This is a genomic window from Enterococcus sp. BWB1-3 (genome assembly GCF_016745275.1).
Taxonomy (GTDB): Bacteria; Bacillota; Bacilli; order Lactobacillales; family Enterococcaceae; genus Enterococcus_L.
This window is the reverse complement of the sequence record NZ_JADOEP010000025.1, coordinates 15,579-36,257: the sequence shown is the minus strand read 5'-3', so window position 1 is coordinate 36,257 and position 20,679 is coordinate 15,579. Positions and strand designations below refer to the sequence as shown.

23 protein-coding genes and 1 other RNA gene are annotated in these 20,679 nt (G+C 37.2%); 16 read left to right on the top strand and 8 right to left on the bottom strand.

Annotation, left to right across the window (positions count from 1 at the left end):
- Positions 1-98: 98 nt before the first annotated feature.
- The 3 genes from IW492_RS14655 to IW492_RS14645 form a co-directional block, all read right to left on the bottom strand.
- Positions 99-284 carry a hypothetical protein gene (locus tag IW492_RS14655; RefSeq protein ID WP_202068511.1) on the bottom strand — a complete coding sequence of 62 codons (186 nt, stop codon included), beginning with the start codon at positions 282-284 and terminating at the stop codon, positions 99-101.
- A 603-nt stretch (positions 285-887) separates the two neighbouring features.
- Positions 888-1,328, bottom strand: a complete 441-nt coding sequence (locus tag IW492_RS14650) for a threonine/serine exporter family protein (protein WP_202068509.1) — start codon at positions 1,326-1,328, stop codon at positions 888-890.
- Between the two features lie 10 nt (positions 1,329-1,338).
- Positions 1,339-2,100 carry a threonine/serine exporter family protein gene (locus tag IW492_RS14645; protein WP_202068507.1) on the bottom strand — a complete coding sequence of 254 codons (762 nt, stop codon included), beginning with the start codon at positions 2,098-2,100 and terminating at the stop codon, positions 1,339-1,341.
- Between the two features lie 199 nt (positions 2,101-2,299).
- Here IW492_RS14645 and IW492_RS14640 point away from each other — a divergent pair, with 199 nt between their 5' ends.
- The 3 genes from IW492_RS14640 to IW492_RS14630 all read left to right on the top strand — a co-directional run bounded on the left by IW492_RS14640 (position 2,300) and on the right by IW492_RS14630 (position 4,847).
- Positions 2,300-2,488, top strand: a complete 189-nt coding sequence (locus tag IW492_RS14640; RefSeq protein ID WP_202068505.1) for a hypothetical protein — start codon at positions 2,300-2,302, stop codon at positions 2,486-2,488.
- A gap of 179 nt (positions 2,489-2,667) precedes the next feature.
- Positions 2,668-3,387 (top strand): response regulator transcription factor, encoded by a 720-nt coding sequence (locus tag IW492_RS14635; protein WP_202068504.1) that lies wholly within the window; start codon positions 2,668-2,670, stop codon positions 3,385-3,387.
- Positions 3,384-4,847, top strand: coding sequence for a sensor histidine kinase (locus tag IW492_RS14630; RefSeq protein WP_202068503.1), 1,464 nt, complete (start codon positions 3,384-3,386; stop codon positions 4,845-4,847). Before IW492_RS14635 ends, IW492_RS14630 begins: the two co-directional genes overlap by 4 nt.
- Positions 4,848-5,577: 730 nt before the next feature.
- On the opposite strand, the gene IW492_RS14625 is transcribed toward IW492_RS14630, so the two are convergent.
- The 3 genes from IW492_RS14625 to IW492_RS14615 all read right to left on the bottom strand — a co-directional run bounded on the left by IW492_RS14625 (position 5,578) and on the right by IW492_RS14615 (position 9,146).
- Positions 5,578-6,132: a hypothetical protein gene (locus tag IW492_RS14625; protein WP_202068502.1), complete on the bottom strand. Its 555-nt coding sequence runs from the start codon at positions 6,130-6,132 to the stop codon at positions 5,578-5,580.
- 5 nt (positions 6,133-6,137) lie between these two features.
- Positions 6,138-6,836 carry a hypothetical protein gene (locus tag IW492_RS14620; protein WP_202068501.1) on the bottom strand — a complete coding sequence of 233 codons (699 nt, stop codon included), beginning with the start codon at positions 6,834-6,836 and terminating at the stop codon, positions 6,138-6,140.
- Between the two features lie 144 nt (positions 6,837-6,980).
- Positions 6,981-9,146 (bottom strand): LTA synthase family protein, encoded by a 2,166-nt coding sequence (locus IW492_RS14615; protein ID WP_202068499.1) that lies wholly within the window; start codon positions 9,144-9,146, stop codon positions 6,981-6,983.
- 286 nt (positions 9,147-9,432) lie between these two features.
- Between IW492_RS14615 and IW492_RS14610 the strand changes: the two genes are divergently transcribed.
- Positions 9,433-10,605, top strand: coding sequence for a class I SAM-dependent rRNA methyltransferase (locus IW492_RS14610; protein WP_202068498.1), 1,173 nt, complete (start codon positions 9,433-9,435; stop codon positions 10,603-10,605).
- Between the two features lie 558 nt (positions 10,606-11,163).
- Positions 11,164-11,664 carry a Cys-tRNA(Pro) deacylase gene (gene ybaK, locus IW492_RS14605; RefSeq protein ID WP_202068497.1) on the top strand — a complete coding sequence of 167 codons (501 nt, stop codon included), beginning with the start codon at positions 11,164-11,166 and terminating at the stop codon, positions 11,662-11,664.
- Between the two features lie 60 nt (positions 11,665-11,724).
- Here ybaK and IW492_RS14600 read toward each other — a convergent pair whose 3' ends face one another.
- A complete protein-coding gene (locus IW492_RS14600; protein ID WP_202068493.1) occupies positions 11,725-12,123 on the bottom strand; it encodes a ribonuclease HI family protein in 399 nt (132 codons plus the stop codon).
- 82 nt (positions 12,124-12,205) lie between these two features.
- Here IW492_RS14600 and IW492_RS14595 point away from each other — a divergent pair, with 82 nt between their 5' ends.
- The 4 genes from IW492_RS14595 (at position 12,206) to ssrA (ending at position 14,459) form a co-directional block, all read left to right on the top strand.
- Positions 12,206-12,646 carry an EbsA family protein gene (locus tag IW492_RS14595; RefSeq protein WP_202068492.1) on the top strand — a complete coding sequence of 147 codons (441 nt, stop codon included), beginning with the start codon at positions 12,206-12,208 and terminating at the stop codon, positions 12,644-12,646.
- A gap of 125 nt (positions 12,647-12,771) precedes the next feature.
- Positions 12,772-13,248, top strand: coding sequence for a GAF domain-containing protein (locus IW492_RS14590; protein ID WP_202068491.1), 477 nt, complete (start codon positions 12,772-12,774; stop codon positions 13,246-13,248).
- A gap of 78 nt (positions 13,249-13,326) precedes the next feature.
- On the top strand, positions 13,327-13,749 hold the full coding sequence (locus IW492_RS14585) for a VOC family protein (protein ID WP_202068490.1): 423 nt from the start codon (positions 13,327-13,329) through the stop codon (positions 13,747-13,749).
- Between the two features lie 344 nt (positions 13,750-14,093).
- Positions 14,094-14,459, top strand: a transfer-messenger RNA (tmRNA) gene (gene ssrA, locus IW492_RS14580).
- 953 nt (positions 14,460-15,412) lie between these two features.
- On the opposite strand, the gene IW492_RS14575 is transcribed toward ssrA, so the two are convergent.
- Complete coding sequence (locus IW492_RS14575) at positions 15,413-16,180, bottom strand: DeoR/GlpR family DNA-binding transcription regulator (RefSeq protein ID WP_202068489.1); 768 nt, start codon at positions 16,178-16,180, stop codon at positions 15,413-15,415.
- A gap of 231 nt (positions 16,181-16,411) precedes the next feature.
- Here IW492_RS14575 and rpiB point away from each other — a divergent pair, with 231 nt between their 5' ends.
- Genes rpiB through IW492_RS14540 form a run of 7 tightly spaced genes read left to right on the top strand, consistent with a single transcriptional unit; the run spans position 16,412 to position 20,584 of the window.
- On the top strand, positions 16,412-16,864 hold the full coding sequence (rpiB, locus tag IW492_RS14570; protein WP_202068486.1) for a ribose 5-phosphate isomerase B: 453 nt from the start codon (positions 16,412-16,414) through the stop codon (positions 16,862-16,864).
- 16 nt (positions 16,865-16,880) lie between these two features.
- Positions 16,881-17,525, top strand: a complete 645-nt coding sequence (fsa, locus tag IW492_RS14565) for a fructose-6-phosphate aldolase (protein WP_202068484.1) — start codon at positions 16,881-16,883, stop codon at positions 17,523-17,525.
- Between the two features lie 27 nt (positions 17,526-17,552).
- Positions 17,553-18,326, top strand: coding sequence for a triose-phosphate isomerase family protein (locus IW492_RS14560; protein ID WP_202068482.1), 774 nt, complete (start codon positions 17,553-17,555; stop codon positions 18,324-18,326).
- A 2-nt stretch (positions 18,327-18,328) separates the two neighbouring features.
- Complete coding sequence (gene dhaM / locus IW492_RS14555) at positions 18,329-18,712, top strand: dihydroxyacetone kinase phosphoryl donor subunit DhaM (protein ID WP_202068481.1); 384 nt, start codon at positions 18,329-18,331, stop codon at positions 18,710-18,712.
- A 44-nt stretch (positions 18,713-18,756) separates the two neighbouring features.
- Positions 18,757-19,179, top strand: a complete 423-nt coding sequence (locus IW492_RS14550) for a Lin0368 family putative glycerol transporter subunit (RefSeq protein WP_202068480.1) — start codon at positions 18,757-18,759, stop codon at positions 19,177-19,179.
- Positions 19,180-19,231: 52 nt separating this feature from the next.
- Positions 19,232-19,573: a Lin0368 family putative glycerol transporter subunit gene (locus IW492_RS14545; RefSeq protein WP_202068479.1), complete on the top strand. Its 342-nt coding sequence runs from the start codon at positions 19,232-19,234 to the stop codon at positions 19,571-19,573.
- A gap of 18 nt (positions 19,574-19,591) precedes the next feature.
- Positions 19,592-20,584, top strand: a complete 993-nt coding sequence (locus IW492_RS14540; protein WP_202068477.1) for a dihydroxyacetone kinase subunit DhaK — start codon at positions 19,592-19,594, stop codon at positions 20,582-20,584.
- Positions 20,585-20,679 lie beyond the last annotated feature (95 nt).

The window sequence follows — 20,679 nt, the reverse complement described above, 5'->3', positions numbered from 1 at the left end:
ACCTCACTTTGATCATTTTCTGCCAGCATATGTGGATGGTTTTTATAAGAGACCGTAATAATTTCAAACTCACCTTTATCTACTATTTGTGAACCATATTATTCTTCTAGTTCGGATAAATTTGGCAGCTTCTTAGTGGCTTCTATACTTGTTCCTGCTGTTTCAAGAGTAATGGAAGAGAAAGATATTGTTTTTCTATCAACCTCTTTTTTTTGATTTACTGCTAAAAAAACAGTAATACCAATCACAGCCAGCAAACCAAGAATTAGTCCTCTGTTTTTCATATTCACACCCCAAATGTTTTTTGGTAACTTAAAATCTATTCAGCTAAAACTTTCATTTGATAATTTAATTGTGTTATCTTACGGTGAGGAACGAACATTTTATATTGAGCGGCACCGAGCTGCAATAATTGTTCTTGCGAGTTTCTTTGTTGCGCTTTTTATTGTCGGAGTGCTCAATGATGGTGGTTCTTTGTCAAATCCAACGGTTATTTAATTGATCAGTTTTTCATATTTCTTTGATTTTTAATAGCTTTTATAACAGGTATACTTTTTTTTTCAAGAAAACCAAGAATTGAGATGAGGAAACGAAGTTAGGACAAAAATGAGCTTATCCAATAATGAAGAAGGAATAGATGAAAATGGTTTTTTTAATATTTCAGTTTATCTTGGTATACTTTCAAAAGGACAGCTGTCGGTTAGCCACATTTTCAGGTTTTGAAAGTGTGGCAATTTTCAACATGATTATTGTTCAACCGCGGTCTGTAAAAAAGTACTTATAGTTATCATTATTTTTCTAAGCAGTGCATCAAGATAGCAAAAAACTCCATTAAAAATTAAATTTTTCACAAATATTAACAGAGGGTATAATATTTGTGAAGATGATCAAGTTCTTTTCGTATGGTACCGTTTCAAAATTCTTTCTACTAGATTGGTCACCATAAATCCTGCTGCAAGAGAAGCTGCGGTCATAATAACTGTCATTGCATACTGAAACCCTGACATGTAGCTCCCTAGAACAAAGCTTCTGATAGCCTGGTAGGCGGGACCACCAGGCACAAGAGGAACTATGCTGGGAATATTAAAAAGTATGGTCGGCATTTTTTTCTTTCTTGAAAAATAGATACTGAGCAAACCAATGCAGACTGCACTGAAAAAGTTTGCAAAAACTTCGCCAGCTTCTAAATGTTTAGCTGCAATAAAAAGCATCCAGCCGGCAGCGCCTGTGATTCCACAGGCATTAAGGGCTTTTCTTGGAATATTGGTAATAATACCAAACGTAACAGTACTCAAATAGCTGAATACCAGATTTATCACTACATTCATATCTTTTCTCCTATAAAAATAAAATAAAAATCATCGAAATACCAATCCCGATAGATCCCGCAACAAAGATGGCTTCAGTTGCCCGAGCCATTCCACTGATTAAATGACCGGCAAGTATATCTCTAAAGGCATTTGTAATTGCTACACCTGGAACGAGCGGCATGACTGAACCAATGATGATATGATCCATAGTGCCTGCTAAATTCAGCTTCACTGAAAGATAAGCTAAAAAGCCAATTAGGAAAGCGGCAATAAAATCATCAAAAAATTTCAGTTTCAAAAATTTATTGATTACGAATGATGCTGAAAATCCAGCCATACCAATAAAAAAAGTAGGAATAAAATCTTTCCAGAAACCGCCAAAAATATACATCAGTGTACAGCTGACAATTCCTGCTGACAAGATTTGCAGAGGTATAGAGAAGGTTGGAGTATTAAAGTCAATCTCGTTCAAATTTTTTTGAAGTTTCTCAATTGAAATCTTTTTTTGCTCAAATTCCCTGGACAACTGATTGACAGTAGCCACTTTCTGGAGATTAATTCTTCGCTCTCTTATATTTTCTAATTGGGTGTAAGGTAATGACTTAAAGCCCATGAAAATGCCGGTTACAGTTACATGGCTGACACTGTCCTTATATCCTGCGTTGGCGGCAATGCGTTCCATCATTTCTTCAGTTCGGTAGACTTCAGAACCATTTTCCATCATAATTCTGCCTGCAGTCAAACAGATATTGAGTATGAGCTTTATTTCTTTATCAATTTGTTTTTCCATAGTAAAGACCTCTATAAAAGTAATTTGATGCAACAAAATTAGTTTACCATTTTTTTAGGGACTATAAAATAAAAGATATAATTGTCTGCACATATTCATTAGAATTTCTTAATGAAACTGAAGAACAAATAAAATATACTTGATTTTTAACTGAATTAGTCCTATGCTTGTCGTAACAAACCAAAGGGGTCTTTTGAACATGGATAAACAGTGGTCGCTGTATTTAGGAAGCAGTTTGATTGTCGTGATTTTACTTAGGAGAGCAATTCTTCAGGAAAAGTTTTTTCTCAGTGGATTTTTAATCACTCTTTTGCTGGTACAGGTGACAGGTGGTATATTATGTTATTATCAAAGTAAAAAGAAAAAGAGAATCCCGACTTCTAAATAGAAGGTTGGGGTTTTTATTTTGCTTGTTTTAAGAAAAAATGAGATGGAAGCTGTGGAAAATACTTCAAATATTGAATAAATACCAAACCTTTCTTGAAGAAAGATAGAATTTATTGGAGCGGTTGTCTTTTTAGAGTATACTAAAGGTAAATATTATTGTTGATAAAGGAATGAAGAATAATGAACGTATTAATGATAGAAGATAATGAATCAGTTTCAGAAATGATGCAAATGTTCTTTTTAAATGAAGGCTGGAAAGCAGTCTTTGAATATGATGGAAAGAAAGGTCTGGACACATTTCTTGAGCATCCGGAAAAATGGGACATGATTACACTTGATTTGAATCTGCCTACAATGGATGGGATGATGGTGTGTCGGGAAATTCGTAAAATTTCTCAGACGGTTCCGATTATTATGCTGACAGCAAGAGATTCAGAAAGTGATCAGGTAATTGGTTTGGAAATGGGAGCCGATGATTACGTAACGAAGCCTTTCAGCCCATTGACTCTAATTGCAAGAATAAAGGCTCTTCATCGACGTTCTGAAATTGTTGAGCATGTGGCTGGGGATGAAGAATCTGATGAATCGTTCGATGTTATGACACAACATTTCAAAATGAATACAAAGACGAGAGAGGCTTATTTGGATGATCAGCTGATCGAAGGTTTGACACCTAAAGAATTTGATCTGCTCTATACACTGGCTAAAAAGCCGAGGCAGGTCTTTTCAAGAGAACAGCTGTTGGAAATGGTTTGGGATTATCAATACTTTGGTGATGAGCGAACTGTGGATGCTCATATCAAAAAACTGAGACAAAAAATTGAAAAGGTAGGTCCTCAGGTTATTCAAACAGTTTGGGGAGTAGGGTATAAATTTGATGATTCTGGGGTAGCTTCATGAAATACCTGTATCAGCAGCTTTTGGCTTTTGGGGGCCTGATTCTCTTAATCATAGTTATTGTTGGAACGTCATTTACACAGATGACGAAAAAAACAATGCAGGATGCAAATTATGATCAGCTTTTCAGGTATGCGGAAGCCGCACTTAAAGCTAAGGATTCGTTCAGTCCAGCACTTTTTACAGAAACTGAGCGGGTAAATTTGGCTTTTCAATTTACTGAAAATACATTTGAAACTCAAAACCTTCAGTTTGTATACCTGGATACTAATATGAATAGAATATTTCCGGAGCAGCTTGAAAAGCCTTTGGAAATTAAAATTTCGGATGCTGAGCTGGAGAGGATGGCTAAAGGTGAAACGGTTTACAAAACAATTGACAAAGATATTTATGGAAATAAAAATGCAACCTCATATGTGATTACACCAGTAACTTATAGTTATGGCGGTAATGAGCAGAGCAATTTGGCCGGTTATTTAATGGTCACTCAGCCTGCAAAAAACGTTACTGACAGTGTAAATGAAGTAACGTCCAATTTATCCAAGGGCTTTATTATCTCAAGTGTGGTTGCTGTCATAGTGAGTTATGGGTTTGCGGCCTTTCAGGTGCAGCGGATTAATCGTATGAGAAAAGCTACCCGTGAGATTACTAATGGTAATTTTGATATTAAGCTCCCTGTCCATGATAAGGATGAGTTTGATGATTTGGCTGAGGATTTTAATAAGATGGCTGAATCGCTGGCATATTCACAGGAAGAAATTGAACGGCAGGAAGAACGGCGAAGACAATTTATGGCAGATGCTTCCCACGAAATGAGAACTCCGTTAACGACTATCAACGGACTTCTGGAGGGCTTGGAATACAACGCCATACCGGAAGATCAAAAAGAAAATGCGATTAAGCTAATGCAGAATGAAACGGCACGACTTATTCGACTAGTTAATGAAAATCTTGATTACGAAAAAATAAGGACAGACCAGATTAGTATTGTCGTCAAAAAATTTAATGCAACAGAAACATTAAAAAATATTCTTACTCAGTTGCAGGGGAAGGCTGAAGCAGCAGGAGATACGCTGTATTTGGATACAGAGGAATCTGTTGATGTTTATGCTGACTATGATCGCTTTACTCAGGTTATTGTGAATATTGTTCAGAATGCCATTCAGTTTACAACGGATGGAGAAATACATGTGAGTCTGGAAAAAGGATATCTGGAAACAATCGTAAAAATCTCAGATACTGGAATAGGAATGACAGAAGAGCAGTTGAAAAATATCTGGGATCGCTACTACAAAGCTGATCCATCCAGAAAGAATACGAAATATGGAGAGTCCGGATTAGGATTGCCGATTGTACAGCAGCTGGTTCGTCTTCATAAAGGAAAGATTGCCGTTGAAAGTGAAATTGGCAAAGGAACAACCTTTACCGTAACCTTCCCGGATATTGAAGTGGAAAAAGCTTAAAAAGCTAGTGGTCTGACCACATTATAAATTATAATAAAAGATAGTCTATAAATGATATTCAATGATAGAAAATTTCAGCTTGTATACTTCAATGACAAGAACGAGCAGCTGTTAGTCCCGTTTGTGCAGGAATAGTTATGCAAAGCTATGATGGGAATAAATTCGTCAAAATTATTCTATATACGAAGAGATAGCTGTATGCAGATGACAAGCTTTGAAGGTGTAAACATTCAAGATTTAAACGGAGTCTGCCTTTCTTGATTCAGTAAAATGCTAGACGAATGATGATCTTCGAATGTGAAACATTCATTCCATAATTGGAGCAGTTGTTCATTTATATTGGCACATGTCTAATAGTCTGGTGTATAACTTGCTGCGCTTGTCGCAGCTTAAGGTCATACAAGAACTTGCGCCTGCGTCTCTTAGGATACTCGTCGCATGAGAATGGGACAGAAATAAAGTTCCAAACTTTCTTCGCGTATCTATCCCCGAATAAACGGCGGGACAAAAGCAACTCCTTCGGAATTAAGCCGAACTATCCTGAAAATATGAGGAGCTATTTTCGGATATTCCTTCTTAATTCTCGGAGCTGATCACTTTTGTCCCGACCTCATGGCTCCACGTTTCTTGGATTAGAAACATAGCTTGTTTTTAACGTGTAATACACTAGCTGGAAGTACACAAAAAGTTCTGAGTCAAAAACTCAGAACTTTTTTTAAACCTTATATAATTAGCTGATTTTCTTATCAACGTAAGGACTGTTAACAATTTTTTCATCAGCGGTAACTAGCCAGATTGAAATATTTGCTTTCTTTGTCAGAACTTTGAGAAGGGGAAGAAGGAGCTGCGTTTGGAATACTGTCAGTTTTGAAAAATCGTTGAGGAGGATGATTTTTTCTTTTCCTGATAAGATCATCTGAAGCAGCTGCAGTTTAACTTGATCAAGGAGAGAAAGCTCATCGAATTTTTCTAAAAAGGTAGACATTGAGAAATCGAATATTGAGAGCCATTCTCTGAGAACGGCTTTATGATCACTAAATTTGATTGAGCTGCAGAAAAAAAGATTTTCTGTAATTGAAAGATGGGGGAAAAAAGCTGCTTCATCCACAATGAGTCCCATCTGCTTACTATGCTTTTGGAGGACTGCTTCAATGAAATGAGGTCGTTCTTTTTCTATGTTCTCTTTTTCTTTAAAGAAAGCATAGACACTATGATTCGTTGAATCTGAATCATCAATCTGTGAAATTATATAATTGTAATCTGTGGTAGAGGCTGCATGAATCATTTAAATCACTTCCCAAAAAAATTTTTATTTCGATAAATACCCCAGTTAGTGAAGATGATGGAACAGCTTACTGTAATTAATAAGAGAATAAGGCTGTTCTGGATAAGTCGTTCACCAATTTTATTAAATGAAAGTGTCTGCGTTCCCATTGATATCACTTCGGCAGTCTGATTTGTGTCCAAACTGCTGGAGGGGACAGACTCTGTGATTGTGGCATGAATGCCCAGGCGAAAATCTTCACGTTCAAGTAAAGAATGAATCTTCAGTAAAACAGCTTCGTATGTATTTTGAAAAATAATCAGCAGCAAACTGACAAGAATTAATGAACTGAAAAGTAAAAGAATGATTTCCAGCAAAACCTGCATCATAATATAGATCTCCGAAAATCCAAGTAAACGCCATTTCTTTATCGTAGACTGGCGGCTGGTAACCCCAAAATAGGAAGCCGCGATAAGGGCTGCTAAATATACAAAAATAACACCTATATAGCCGTACAGATAAAATGAATTCCAGCTTTGATAGGAGGTGATTGTAGCTTGATCAGGAGAAAAAAGGATTAGCCGATCAATTCCCAGCTTATTGATATCAATTAGATTGAGTAATATATTTGCTGTGAGTAAAAAAACAGAAAAGACTATGATGGAAAGTACAGTAGATTTTCTGTAGTAAAGTAAATCTGCAAAAGCATAACGAATGCTTTTCAAAAGTCATCACCTCTTTAAATGCTTATATTTAAAATTATAGAAAAAGAATATGAATTAATCATGAAGAACTAACAAAAAAGCTGGAACAATTTAAAAGCGTTCCGTAATTTTTCATCACGAAACGCTTTAATAATATAAGCTTGTTTATTGCTGATTGCCATATCCCTGATACGTATTAGTAATATATTCATCGACAGTAGATTTCCCGTCATTTTTACTGAAGGCACTTGTTGACTCGTCGCCTTTTTCTTTCTCGATTTTTACGATCTGTTCCAATTGGCCTTTGTAGTTGTAGGATGTAGGATCAACTGTTTTAAGTCCACTCTTCGTATAGAACCGTAGAAGATCACCTGAGTTAATTTGATCTGACATGCTAAGCTGTGTATTCGCAGCTTCCTTCATTGCTTCTGCTTCCTGCTGCACCTCTTCTGATGGCTCTACAAGTAACCTGCCTGTTGCTGTTTCATAAATGTTTGAACCAAGCATTGTATATTTGGAAGAAACATAATTGCCGTTTCTAAAGGCAACAATCTGATCATGATCAGAAGAGAAAAGGTCTTGTCCAAGCAGAATATAATTCTCTGTATCTACTCCCAACAAATGGAGCAGAGTAGGTAAAGCATCCACTTGCCCACCATACGTAGTGTTAATCCCTCCATCTTCTTGTCCAGGTATGTGAATCATATAAGGAACACGCTGCAGTTGAGCATTGTCGAAGTCATTCCATAAAGATTTTGATTTACCCAACAGTTCTGCCAAATCCTTCGTTCTTGAAGAAGAGATTCCGTAGTGATCTCCATACAGTACGATTACAGAGTTTTCATATAAACCGGAAGCTTTCAGATAATTAAAGAACTCTTCAACTGATTTGTCCAGATAGTTTGCTGTAGCAAAATATCCGTTAATTGTTTCGTCAGGCGTGTCCGCAAGTGGGAAGCCTGCTTCGTCATCTGTAAACTGTGAATAAGGATAGTGATTTGAAACAGCCAGGAATTTTGTATAGAAAGGCTGTTGCAGATGTTCCAGATATTGAACAGACTGCTCAAAGAAGGGTTTGTCATGCAATCCGTACTGGAACGAATTTTCATCGGTTACATCATAATAATTGGCATCAAAAAAGTAATCGTACCCTAAATGCTTATAGGTTTCATTTCTGTTCCAGAAGTTACCGGCATTTCCGTGGAAGACGGCGCTGGTATAGCCCTGTGTTTGATCAAGAATGGCTGGAGCTGCTTCAAATGTGTTTTTCCCGCCAATTTGAGTAAACATTGAACCCTGACTCAAACCGAATAATGAATTTTCAAATAAGGTTTCAGCATCACTTGTTTTTCCCTGCCCTACTTGGTGGAAAAAGTTTTCAAAGCTAAAGGTACTGTTGCTGTGATACAGGCTGTTTAAAAATGGCGTTACTTCATGTTCAACACCATTCTCATCTTTTAATTTATAATCAATGATAAATTGCTGCAGACTCTCCAAATGGATATAGATCACATTTTTACCTTTGGCAATTCCAAAGGTTTCGTCGTTAGGAGCGGCATAGTGGTCATTCACATATTCTTCAACAGCAACCATATCACTGTCGCTGGCTTCTGCTCGAACCTGATTGGTCTGGTAAGTTTTTACTCCGTCATAAACGGTAAAAGCATTTAATCCTAAAAATTTCACGATATAGTCACGAGAGAACTCTCTCCCTAAAAGTTGAGGACGCTCTGTCTCGGCAAGAAACAGATTGAACAGGAAGAAGGCAGCGGATAACAGACTGATTGAAACGGCGACTCGTGCTCGAACCGGTCGGTCTTCCATTTTGATCTTTTTAGTAAGAAGAAGTCCACCGACAATGATAAAGTCAATCCAGTAGAAAATATCGTAAGCTCTGAATAGCCGAAGGGCACTTTCTCCAAGACCACTAGCAACTTTTCCGGCACCAAGCATTGTGTTAACTGTAATAAAGTCAGTAAACTCTCTGTAATAAACTAGGTTAGAGAATAAGAGCAAGGTCATCAGGAAATAAATGACCATCATTGTGATATAGGCACGCCTTGTTTTACGTACATATAGAGCGACTGCCAATAGGAAAAATGTAGTGGCAATTGGATTTATTACTAAAATGATCCACTCGTTGAAGTTTTCCAGTCTTAAATGAAAATCTGTTGTGTAAGCCAAAAGGTTCTTGAACCATAAAAGAACCCCCACTGTGGTAAAAAGACCCAGACGCGTATTTAAAAAGTGCGGTAATCTAAAATTTTTCCAGCCTGATAAACGACCGGATGCTTTTTTTTCTGTGTTTAATTGGTTATTTTTCGTTAACATAATAATTCCTTTCCAACATTAAGTTCGAAAAAAACACTGAACATGTTTTCATGAAAATAGTTGTTTGCATACAGATAATTTTACCTTTTTCGCTGTTTACTGTCAATTATCCGTATAAGTATTTGCTTGTTTTGTCCGTATTTTTGTGAAACTTTAATAATCTGGGTGAATAAAGACATATGCTTCTTTTTTTGCTATACTTTTTTATGCAAAGCTGTTCTCATTTCTATGACTGATTATTTGAAGGATACGGCTAATTACTTTGGAAAGAACCAGGTGAAAATAAATGAAAATACAAGTGACAAAACAGGCAGTCAGTAAATTGATGAAAGGCTGTCCTCTGATACAGGAAGAGGATCTTCTCCACCCATTGGAGCAGTTCCCAAAAGAATGGGTCACATTTACAGATTCTTCAAACCGATTTATCGCTTACGGGTATTTGGCAAATCAGAACAAAGGAATCGGCTGGCTGTTAAGCTGGAAAAATGAATTGACTGCTTCTTTTTTTGATAAACTTTTTCTCAAGGCCAAGGAAGCACGCAGCTTTTATTTTAATGATGATAATACAACTGCTTTTCGTTTGTTTAACGGAGAAGGAGATGGGTTAGGCGGCTTGACTGTTGACTGTTATAACGAATTTGCAGTTTTTTCATGGTATAATGATACAATTTATGCCAACCGGGAAATGATTATTGCCAGTTTTCGTAAAGTTTTTAAAAATATTGAAGGAGCCTATGAGAAAATTCGTTTTTCGTCTGACCAGCTGCCGGAATCTCAGAAAATGTTTGGCAAGAATGCTTCAGAACCACTTATAATAGTAGAAAATGGCGTTTCATATGCTGTCTATCTTAACGAGGGGCTGATGACCGGTATTTTCCTTGATCAGAAGGACGTGCGAAGTGAACTGGTTAACGGTTATGCTGCAGGCAAACAAGTATTAAATATGTTCAGCTATACCGGGGCATTCTCGGTTGCTGCAGCAATGGGAGGAGCAGCTGAAACGACCAGTGTTGATTTGGCAAAAAGAAGCTCGCCTAAAACAGCTGAGCAATTTGCTGTCAATCAGTTTCCGCTGGATCATCAGAAGATTGTTGTGATGGATGTTTTTGAATACTTCAACTATGCGAAAAGAAAAGCTTTCACATTTGATTGCATTATTCTGGACCCTCCAAGTTTTGCAAGAAATAAAAAGAAAGTATTTACAGTTGCCAAAAATTATGGCGACTTGGTAAAGCAGTCCGTTGATATCCTTTCAAATAAAGGAAGTCTTATCGCTTCAACGAATGCGGCAAATATATCTCTGAAACGATTTAAAAAGATGGTGGAGGAAGCACTCTGTGATAAGAATGTCCACTATAAAATAGAAGAAATTTATCAGCTCCCAGCAGATTTTAAAGTAAATCCTGATTTTTCCGAGGGGAACTATTTAAAGGTTCTATTATTGAGAATAGAAAAGTAAAAGAGAAAAATTAAGGGACAAAGACCACAGGGATACATACACTGAAGGGGCATCTCAACTTAGGAATTTCTGTTATAGAAGCTATGACAGCTTGTTGTAGTGCATATAAGCTATATTAATCTAGGGTGTGTCTGAAAACTCAAGCGGCGAATAGTTTGATGATTTTTATCGAACTCCTCATCATAAATACTCGGGACTGTGACATAAGTATATCTGAGATCCCTAAAACCGAATAAACGGTGTTCCAAAGCCCCTCCATGCTTCGAGGATCGGAACGAAGTCCTTCAATTCTTAATGGCTCTGACATTTAGAAATTGATGAGATCGAAACGAAGTGTAGTGAGAACCTTAGACGCAGAAAAACGGATACAGCGTAATGTTTTGTCTCGAGAATCGTTAGACTCGTAGAGACAGCAGTTCTGGAAATAAGTCGAACTATACTGAAAAATTTGAATGCTACTAACTTTTCAGACACGTCCTAATTATTTGGTAAAAAACAGGAGTTGAATTGTTGCCTGTTTTTTATTTCTGTTAAATTTTATCTGCGAGGTGGAGAGTAATGGCAAAGAAACAAAAAAAACACAAGACAAATGCAATGAGAATTTTGGAGCAAAAAAAGATATCCTATAAAGAGTACGAATTTCCATGGAGTGAAACCCATCTGGGAACAGATAGTGTTTCAGCTTTAATTGGAGTCAATGAAGACAGAATTTTTAAAACGCTCGTAGCTGTAGGGAATAAAACGGGTCCGATTGTTGCAGTTATTCCGGGAAACAAAGAGTTGGATCTGAAAAAGCTGGCAAAGGTGAGTCATAACAAGAAGGTAGAAATGCTTCTTTTACGAAATTTGGAAGAGACAACGGGCTATATTCGTGGAGGCTGTTCCCCAATTGGAATGAAAAAGCTATTTCCCACTTACTTTGCTGTGGAAGCAGGAATGTATTCAGAGATCATTGTTTCTGCCGGTCAAAGGGGACTTCAGTTTGAGCTGTCACCAAGAGATATTATTGAGGTAACAAATGCTGAAGTGTCGGATATTACTCTGTTATCGGAAACCTGAAAAAAACGGATGTAATAGACTGTAAAGAAGGAATACTGTTCCAAATTTAAACAAAATAGATTATTTCATTATTTTTTGTAATGCCTGTTTGGCTAAATTGTCTGCACCTTTATTTTTGTTTTCCGGAATCCATTGAATGATTAAAAGAGTAAACTGCTGCTCCAGTTCCTGAAATTTTTTTAAATAGGGCTGAAAATCAGAATTTCCTGTATATTTTTTTTCGATGGTTTGAACAACTATTTTACTGTCTGAATGCAGTAGAATTGTAGTCTGAGTGTAGTGATGCTCAATCAGCCACTCTATGGCAAGAATTAACATTCTGAATTCCGCTTCATGATTGGAGCATTCGCCTAATGGAAAATGCAGTTGTTCATGGATTCCTTCACCAGTGGCAACCATTCCGCCGCCGCTTGGGCCCGGATTTCCTTTTGTTGCAGCATCGACATAAATTCGTAACATAAATATCTCCTTATAATTTTCAGATTAGCAGCTAAATGTGATACTATTATAGCATATGAATTTTTAGATAAGGGGTCAGCGTATGAAGCAAAAAAAATATTTTTGGCAGCCGGAGCTGTCAATGACCATTATCTATTGGTCCTGTACTTTTGCAATATTGTTTATGAGCCTGATTTTGTCATTAGAGAATACAAAACCCTATTTGGTTAGTAATATAGTCATGGTCGTTTTCTTTATATTTGTTTTTTTAGGGATCAAGCGTTATTTTAAGTTAACAGAGAAGAGTATAATGATCCAGTATTTACTACCATTTTATAAAAAAGAACTTTCGTTTGAAGAGATTTCTACAATTAAAGTAGGCATAAAAAGTATTGAAATAAATTCCACTAGATTGTCTTCAAAGCCGAAGCTTTTCATTATGACAAAGAAACAAAAAGAACAGCTGATAGAAGTATTAAAAGAAGAAAGAGCATTTCAAGATAAAATTATTTATGATGATCAGTTAAAATTGGGTGAACAATAGATAACCATTGGAGAAACGAACTGTAAACGGGTAAAGTTTATAGTTCGTTTCTGTTTAATTAACTTTCCATTTACAAAAAAATAAGCTAAGATAAAAAGGAACTTTTAAAAAAGGGAGTTGTACCTATGTGGAAAAGTGAGCTGCAAAAGAAAGAAAGTTATGAGTTGATGCTCCAGCAATTAAGCGGACTTACCGAAATTGAGCATAATAGTATAGCAAACTTGGCAAATTCCTCTGCTTTACTGGGAGAGACATTGCCGGAAACTGTTTTTGCAGGATATTATTTATTTGATGGGACTGAATTGATTCTTGGTCCCTTTCAGGGAAGAGTCTCCTGTACCAGAATAAAAATGGGAAAGGGCGTCTGCGGTGAAGCTGCTGAAACCCGTGAAACACTGATTGTTGAAGATGTAAAGAAGCACGGAAATTATATTTCCTGCGACTCGGCTGCTCAATCAGAAATTGTGGTCCCAATGGTTAAAGAGGGGATGCTTATTGGTGTGCTTGATATTGATAGTGGTGTGACCTCAGCGTATGACCGAATAGATCAGGAATATCTGGAAAGATTTGTTCAAGTGCTAATAGAGCATACAGAATTTTAGAAAAACAGAAGCATTGTCTTCGCACAGTAAACTCATTTATGAGATAATTCAGAAAAGTGGATAGGAGATAGTAAACTGATGGAAATCTATTTGAATTTCAAAACAGAAGCAGCAGAGGTCATTAAATTTTACGAAAAAGTTTTTGATACAAGTACAACCAGTATCATGACTTTTGGTGAAATGCCGGAAGATCCTGAACACCCAGTAGCTGAAGAAGCGAAAGATCTGATTTTAAATGCAAGTATGATTATTGAAGGAACTTATGTCATGTTTTCTGATGTTCCTGAAGGGATGGGTCTTCCTTTAGTTGTAGGGAATAATGTTTCGCTGGTTGTCAGTACGGATGATGAGGATAAAATTGAACGGGAATTTAACCTTTTGGCAGAAGGTGGAAATGTGACAATGCCTCTTGGACCAACATTTTGGACAAAGAAGTATGGCATGGTAACAGATAAATTCGGTATTAACTGGATGTTCTCTTATTATAAAGAAGATGTTTAACTCTGGAGCCAAATGAATCCGCAGCGTTGTGAAATGAATCAACTCAATAGAAGACAGAACAGGAGAATGGACAATTTTTTCCTGGGATGTAAGGGAAAGATTGTTTACTTGGGGATGGAAAGATAGTTGAAATTTTGATACTGAAATCTGGATTGCTATCCAGATTTCAGTAATGTTTAATTTTATAGCTGGATTATAAAAAAAATCTGATTTGGAAGCTGTTTTTCTTATTTTTCAATTGAAGTATGGATGTTCTTTAATTCAATAGAAATGGATTAGAAAATGGGAGTAATTTCTTTATTTGAAAGAGAAAATCTGTTATACTATGAGGGTAGCATCCATCTGGGGGCGTTACGGATTCGACAGGCATAGTTGAGCTTGAATTGCGTTTCGTAGGTTACGTCTACGTAAAAACGTTACAGTTAAATATAACTGCTAAAAACGAAAACAATACTTTCGCTCTAGCTGCGTAAAACCAGCGGGTGAAGATCCTCCCGGCATCGCCCATGTGCTCGGGTAAGGGTCTCAAATTAAGTGGGATACGCTGAATTTTTCCGTCTGTAAAATTTAGAGGAGATCATCAGACTAGTGAAAGCTTGGGCCAGTTGTGCGGCATGAGCTTTAGCGAAATCTAAATAGTACAACTATGAGCGTAGATATTTAAGTGGCAATATGTTTGGACGCGGGTTCGACTCCCGCCGTCTCCATAGAGTTTTAATAAAATAGAGCTAGAAACGTTGATTTGTTAGGGTTTATCAATTGTTTCTAGCTCTTTTTATTCGGACTAAATGCCATATTAAATGCCATTTAAATTCCAGTGTAACTGGCAAACAAGGCAGTAGTTCTTTCTTTTCGTTCTTTGGTCATATGAGCATAGATGTTCATTGTAGTTTAAATGTCCTGAACGATTCTGAATTTCCTTGATTGAAGCGTCGGCTTCAATCAGTGAGAGCGCCTAAAACCATGAGTTATGATTTTCTTAAGCTTATTTTTTTGCATATGCGATCTAAATATTTCTTTGTGACAGCAGGCTGCAAAAATTCATTTTCAGAATTAGAGAAAAGCAGCTGATTTTTATTTATCATATTAATGCCAAAAAATAAATACTGCTTCTTTGTGTTTTACGCCATTCTTTTAGTATTCCAAGTGGGTTTTATCGTCAACATGAATAAATCGCTTTAGATTACTTGTTTTTGGCGTTTGAATGATAAGTTTTGACTCTTCACCACGAGTTAGAGTTTTGTTCATTCGGATGATTTGTTTTTCAAAATTTATATCTTTCCATATTAAAGCTAAAGCTTCGACTTTTTTCATTCCGATAAAAGCTGACACTCTAAATAAAGTGTACATTTTCGGGTTATTTTTTCTAAATATGATAAAAAGAAGGAAAGTTCTTTTTAGAATAATAAATCGCCTCTTTTTCATTACTATTATTTTTAGCTATCGGCAGTGTAATGAATTTAGTTGGATTGTTGGCTATATCAAGTTAATCTGAATACTATAATCAAACACTATGTCGGCATAATTTAAGACTATTTTAGAACATTTTAATTTCTTAGCCCATAAGTTTATCGCTTCTTGACAATGTGTAGTATTAACTTCCTCTCTCCCTGTTTCTCTAAAATAGGGAGTTTTTTCAATAGTTATCTTTTTGGTAACCCCTTCATTTTAAAAAGTTTACCTCTGAACTATACTGTTCACGCACTTCTCTAGCCAGCTGCGAATCAGTGATCAAGGCAGTTAATTGATCCAATGCAGCAAAAGTAGCAATTGATTTTTTTTCAAATTTACTGCTGTCAACCAAGGCAATTGTTTGCGAAGCAAATTCAACCATTCGTTTTTTCAGTTCGACTTCGTAAAGATTAAAATCGGAAAGTCCGCCTGTTGTTGAAATTGCATAAGAAGAAGTGAAAAGTGTATCAATATTTACCTTCCTTAATATCTCAATGCCCAACACACCTTCTACTGCATTAGAGGTTCCTTTTACGACGCCACCAATCAAAATTACAGTCAAGTTCAAATTTTCCTTGAGTAAAGAAGCCGTGCGTAACCCATTTGTTAGAACAGTAATTCTTAAATCGGATTGACTAATGAGTTTAGCTAATTCATAACAAGTGGAACTAGCATCCAAAATAATACATTCGCCGGTTTTGATTAGCTGAAAAGCAATCTTTGCAATTTCAGCTTTTTTTTCAATGTTTTTTTGTTTTCGAATATCATAGTTTTTATCAACCTTTATCACTTCGTCTTCTTTCGTACAAACGGCACCGCCGTGCGTTCGAACCAACATATTGTTCATATCGAGATAATTCAAGTCAGATCGAATCGTTGCTTTTGATACGTTAAAAACCTCTGTTAGTTCATTTACAGAGACAGATCCCGTTTCTTGAAGTATAGATAATATTTTATTTCTTCGCTCACTTGTATACATAAAAATTCCTCCGAATTCTCTCTATTCTCCATAAATTATAAACAATATCTTTAAACCATACAACTTTTTCCTTTCGTTTTGTCTTGTGATGTAGATAATAAATTAGAATGATTACTAACTGAAGTAAATTTTTGTTAAATCGAAAATGATCGAAAGTAAACGAAATTAAATGTTGACAAAGCGAAATCTCGATATTATTATTAGGGTATAAAAAGAAAGGAAGTGATGGAAATGAAAATTGGAATTGGCTCAGACCATAATGCGTTTGAGATGAAACGGCAATTGCAATCATATATTCAATCAAAAGGAGTTGAAGTGATTGATTACGGCTGTTTTTCTGCTGAAGAGGTTGATTATCCAGATATTGCTTTTCACGTGGCGAATGCTGTACTGGCGCAAGAAATTGAACGCGGGATTCTGTGCTGCGGTACTGGGATAGGAATGGCAATGGCAGCAAATAAAATTCCAGGTGTTCGTGCAGCACAGGTACATGATACGTATTCAGCAGAGCGAGCACAATTAAGTAATAACGCACAAATTATCACATTAGGCTCCAAAGTTATTGGTATAGATGTAGCGAAGAAAATCGTTGACGAATATTTATCAGTTCAATTTGAAGGGGGCAATAGCGAAAGAAAAATTAATCAAATTATGGAAAAAGAAGCAGAATTTGTAAAAAAATAGTAAAGGAGAATACCCCATGAAGTTCTTTTTAGATACTGCAAATGTTGAAGAGATCAAACGAATCAATACATTAGGACTAGTTGACGGTGTCACAACCAATCCTACGATTATTTCCAAAGAAGGACGTGATTTTAAAGAGGTGATCACCGAAATTTGCGAATTGATTGACGGACCTGTCAGTGCAGAAGTTATCGCACTTGACACAGAGAATATGGTGAAAGAAGCTAGAGAGATCGCGACCTGGGCAGACAATGTTGTGGTTAAAATCCCGATGACTGAAGAAGGGCTGCGTGCTGTAAATATTTTGTCCAGCGAAGGAATCAAGACAAATGTCACATTAATTTTTACTGTTGCCCAAGGCTTGATGGCAGCTAAAGCTGGCGCAGCATATGTTAGCCCCTTTGTCGGACGGCTTGATGATATTGCGACAGACAGCTTGGGATTAATTAGTAATCTAAAGAAAGTACTGACACAATATGGCTATCAAACGGAAATTATTTCTGCAAGCATTCGCAGCTTAAAGCATGTGGAAGAGGTAGCTGAACTAGGTTCAGACATTGCGACTATTCCAGGAACCCTGTTTCCTAAACTCTGGTCTCACCCATTGACCGATGCAGGAATTCAAGCGTTCTTGAAAGATTGGGAGGCGTTTAAAAAATAAGTCACAGAGACGAAGGAGGAAAAAATCATGCGAAGACCAGTTGTAGGAATCAGCTTAAAAATGTATCAAAATCAAATAGATGATGCGCGTGATTTCGCTCATGCAATTGTTGAAGAAGTCGGTGAGAAACAAGAAATTGAACAATTTATGTGTCCTGGTATGGGTGTTCTTTATCCTGTTGCAATGATTTTAAAAGACTCAGAAATAGGTTTGGGGGCACAAAATATCTCTTTTGCTCCAAATGGGGCATATACGGGTGAGTTTTCGGTGGAGTCATTAAAGGATATGAGAGGCAGCTATGCTGAAATCGGACATATTGAACGACGGACGCTTTTTTGTGAAAGCGATAACATGATTAATCAAAAAGTTCGTCTTGCTTTAGCTCATGATGTGATACCGGTTTTGTGTATTGGCGAAACAGAAAAAACAGATGATCCTCAGGAAGTCAAAGCGATAATTAAAAAGCAGCTTTTTCTTGATTTATTCCAACTGGAAAATAGTCAGGTTGAAAAAGTTATTTTGGCTTATGAACCAGCTTGGGCGGTGGGGAAAACTAGTGCGGCTAGTGCGGCTTATGTGCATCAGATACATTCTTTGATTCGTGAATGCGTGGCAGAATTATTTGATAAAAAAACAGCTGAAAATATTCGAATTATCTATGGTGGTTCTGTTTCACAAGAAAATAGTGAACGAATTGTATCTGATGACAATGTGGATGGTGTCTTTGTGGGCCGCTTTGGTCATCAGCCTAAACAATATGCTTCGATTGTTAAAATAGTGAAAAAAATAAAGGGGGTTTGACAATGATTGGCATCGTTTTAGTTTCTCATAGTCGAAAGATTACTGATGGAACCAAAGAAATGATCGAAGAAATGAGCGGCATCAATGGGTCTGTACGGATCATCTCAGCAGGCGGCACGGGGGACGGACGTCTTGGAACAAATGCAATTATGATTATGGAAGCCATCGAATCTTTGGCGGCTTGTAATCATATTTTAGTTTTCTGCGATATTGGAAGCGCTATACTTAGTTCTGAAACAGCCATTGAATTGATTGAAGACGAGTACTTGATGAGAAAGATAGAATTAATGGATTGTCCTTTAGTGGAGGGAGCGTTTGCGGCTGCTGTACAAGCAACAGTATGCCAGGAAAAAGAAGCAATTCTACAAGAATTAGCTCAATTATGATTTTTTAGCAACACTAATTATAAAAAGAAATGAGGAATAAAGACATGAAATTTCTGAGAAGCATAGTTGGTTATATGATTGCTGGAATTATTGTTATGGCAGTTTGGGGAGAACTGGGAAGTTTTGGTATTTTTGGCGGATATTTAGCAGCAGGAATTATTATTGGTCCAATGTGGTTTATGAATCATTATCTTAATTTGACTGGTAATGAAGAGGACGCAGCATTTGTTGACATGGGGCTGGCAATCGCAATTTGCGGTCTTGCTCGAGACACATTTATGCATGGCGGTTCTGCTCTGTCTGCATCAATTCCCACGATTGCATTAGTTGCAGGAGGTGCAGCTTTTGGCGGGCTGGCTGCAGCGGTTTTTGAAAAAAGCATGTCGGTTGAAAAAGCAGCAGAAGAACAAGCACCAGAACCAGGAATGACTGAAAAAGAGTTAAAAAAACTGGCGATTGAAGAGTAAACCGAAACAATCAAAAAAACAGCGGTCAAATGACTGAAGAGGAGGAAATACAGTGACTATTGGTTTAGGAATTGCAACGTTTTGCGGCGGCTTTCTATTTCCCTTTGTGATCAGAATGGCTTGGGGGAAAATGGTTGAAAAATGGGGACCGGTCGGCGGCTGGATGGCAGCACTATTTATCGTTGGTACCATTTGGTGTATCAATCATGGGATTGCAACCCCGATGATCACACAATCCGGTGCTGCGTGGGTCGATCAGGGACTTGCGGCTGGTGTGGGTGTCTGGGTAGCTTCTGCATTGGTTGGAGGGAATATAAAAAAATCATTTCCTAATATAATTGCAGCAGTATCAGGTGGTGTACTTGGCGGGCTTTTATTATCTTTATTCTTATAAAAAAGGAGACTGGAAAAAATGAAACGATTAATTAACGATGGCTATGATGTAGTAGAAGAAATGTTGGCAGGCTATGCAAAAGCAAACAAAAAATACGTTACTTTGGACGCAGAAAATCGGATCGTTGTAAGTAAGCTGATGAGTGAAGAACCTCGGGTACGTGTGATTGTTGGCGGCGGATCTGGTCATGAACCAATGTTTTTGGGCTATGTCGGTAAAGATTTTGCCGATGCTGCAGTAGTTGGAAATATCAATACGTCTCCTGCTCCAGATGCTTGCTACGAAGCTGTTAAAGCTGTTGACAGCGGCAAAGGGTGTCTTTACGTTTACGGAAATTATGCTGGAGATGTCATGAATTTTGATATGGGTGCTGAAATGGCGATGGAGGAAGAGGGCATTCGTGTAGAAACAGTTACGACAACGGATGATGTCTATTCAGCTAAGGATAAAAAAGATCGGCGAGGTGTAGCCGGCGACTTGCCTGTTTTCAAAGTGGCAGGCAGTGCTGCTGCGAAAGGGTATGATTTAGATCAAGTGAAAGCGGTGACGGAAAGAGCCAATGATAATACGTATTCATTAGGTGTTGCTTTATCTTCCTCTACTTTACCTGTGACTGGAGAAGCGATTTTCCAAATGGATGAAGGTGATATGGAAATTGGTATGGGCCTTCATGGCGAACCCGGGATTGAAAGGCGAAAAATTGAAAAAGCAGATGTGATTATTGATGAGATTATGACAATCATCTTAGAAGATGCACAATTAAAAGCGGATGATGAGGTCTACGTTTTGGTCAATGGGTTAGGCGCACTGCCTTTATTAGATCAATATATCTGTTATCGTCGTGTGGATCAACTTTTGAATGAGAAAGGAATTGTGATTCATCGGACAGATGTCGGAAACTATGCAACATCAATGGATATGGCAGGTATGTCCGTAACGCTGATGAAATTAGATGATGAGATCAAAGAATTACTTGATGCTCCTTGCGATACCCCTTATTACAAATTATAGATAAATTTGCAAAGCTGCTTTCTTGTTTTCATTTGATTCGCAAGAAAGCAGCGGGTCTAACGAACGCCAAGTTCAAGTAAAAGTGATTTTTAAAA

What these genes read in the sequence shown, in the direction of transcription:
- IW492_RS14655 (WP_202068511.1), bottom strand. Translation starts at nt 284, where the DNA reads ATGAAAAACAGAGGACTAATTCTTGGTTTGCTGGCTGTGATTGGTATT.
- IW492_RS14650 (WP_202068509.1), bottom strand. Translation starts at nt 1,328, where the DNA reads ATGAATGTAGTGATAAATCTGGTATTCAGCTATTTGAGTACTGTTACG.
- IW492_RS14645 (WP_202068507.1), bottom strand. Translation starts at nt 2,100, where the DNA reads ATGGAAAAACAAATTGATAAAGAAATAAAGCTCATACTCAATATCTGT.
- IW492_RS14640 (WP_202068505.1), top strand. Translation starts at nt 2,300, where the DNA reads ATGGATAAACAGTGGTCGCTGTATTTAGGAAGCAGTTTGATTGTCGTG.
- IW492_RS14635 (WP_202068504.1), top strand. Translation starts at nt 2,668, where the DNA reads ATGAACGTATTAATGATAGAAGATAATGAATCAGTTTCAGAAATGATG.
- IW492_RS14630 (WP_202068503.1), top strand. Translation starts at nt 3,384, where the DNA reads ATGAAATACCTGTATCAGCAGCTTTTGGCTTTTGGGGGCCTGATTCTC.
- IW492_RS14625 (WP_202068502.1), bottom strand. Translation starts at nt 6,132, where the DNA reads ATGATTCATGCAGCCTCTACCACAGATTACAATTATATAATTTCACAG.
- IW492_RS14615 (WP_202068499.1), bottom strand. Translation starts at nt 9,146, where the DNA reads ATGTTAACGAAAAATAACCAATTAAACACAGAAAAAAAAGCATCCGGT.
- IW492_RS14610 (WP_202068498.1), top strand. Translation starts at nt 9,433, where the DNA reads ATGAAAATACAAGTGACAAAACAGGCAGTCAGTAAATTGATGAAAGGC.
- ybaK (WP_202068497.1), top strand. Translation starts at nt 11,164, where the DNA reads ATGGCAAAGAAACAAAAAAAACACAAGACAAATGCAATGAGAATTTTG.
- IW492_RS14600 (WP_202068493.1), bottom strand. Translation starts at nt 12,123, where the DNA reads ATGTTACGAATTTATGTCGATGCTGCAACAAAAGGAAATCCGGGCCCA.
- IW492_RS14595 (WP_202068492.1), top strand. Translation starts at nt 12,206, where the DNA reads ATGAAGCAAAAAAAATATTTTTGGCAGCCGGAGCTGTCAATGACCATT.
- IW492_RS14590 (WP_202068491.1), top strand. Translation starts at nt 12,772, where the DNA reads ATGTGGAAAAGTGAGCTGCAAAAGAAAGAAAGTTATGAGTTGATGCTC.
- IW492_RS14585 (WP_202068490.1), top strand. Translation starts at nt 13,327, where the DNA reads ATGGAAATCTATTTGAATTTCAAAACAGAAGCAGCAGAGGTCATTAAA.
- IW492_RS14575 (WP_202068489.1), bottom strand. Translation starts at nt 16,180, where the DNA reads ATGTATACAAGTGAGCGAAGAAATAAAATATTATCTATACTTCAAGAA.
- rpiB (WP_202068486.1), top strand. Translation starts at nt 16,412, where the DNA reads ATGAAAATTGGAATTGGCTCAGACCATAATGCGTTTGAGATGAAACGG.
- fsa (WP_202068484.1), top strand. Translation starts at nt 16,881, where the DNA reads ATGAAGTTCTTTTTAGATACTGCAAATGTTGAAGAGATCAAACGAATC.
- IW492_RS14560 (WP_202068482.1), top strand. Translation starts at nt 17,553, where the DNA reads ATGCGAAGACCAGTTGTAGGAATCAGCTTAAAAATGTATCAAAATCAA.
- dhaM (WP_202068481.1), top strand. Translation starts at nt 18,329, where the DNA reads ATGATTGGCATCGTTTTAGTTTCTCATAGTCGAAAGATTACTGATGGA.
- IW492_RS14550 (WP_202068480.1), top strand. Translation starts at nt 18,757, where the DNA reads ATGAAATTTCTGAGAAGCATAGTTGGTTATATGATTGCTGGAATTATT.
- IW492_RS14540 (WP_202068477.1), top strand. Translation starts at nt 19,592, where the DNA reads ATGAAACGATTAATTAACGATGGCTATGATGTAGTAGAAGAAATGTTG.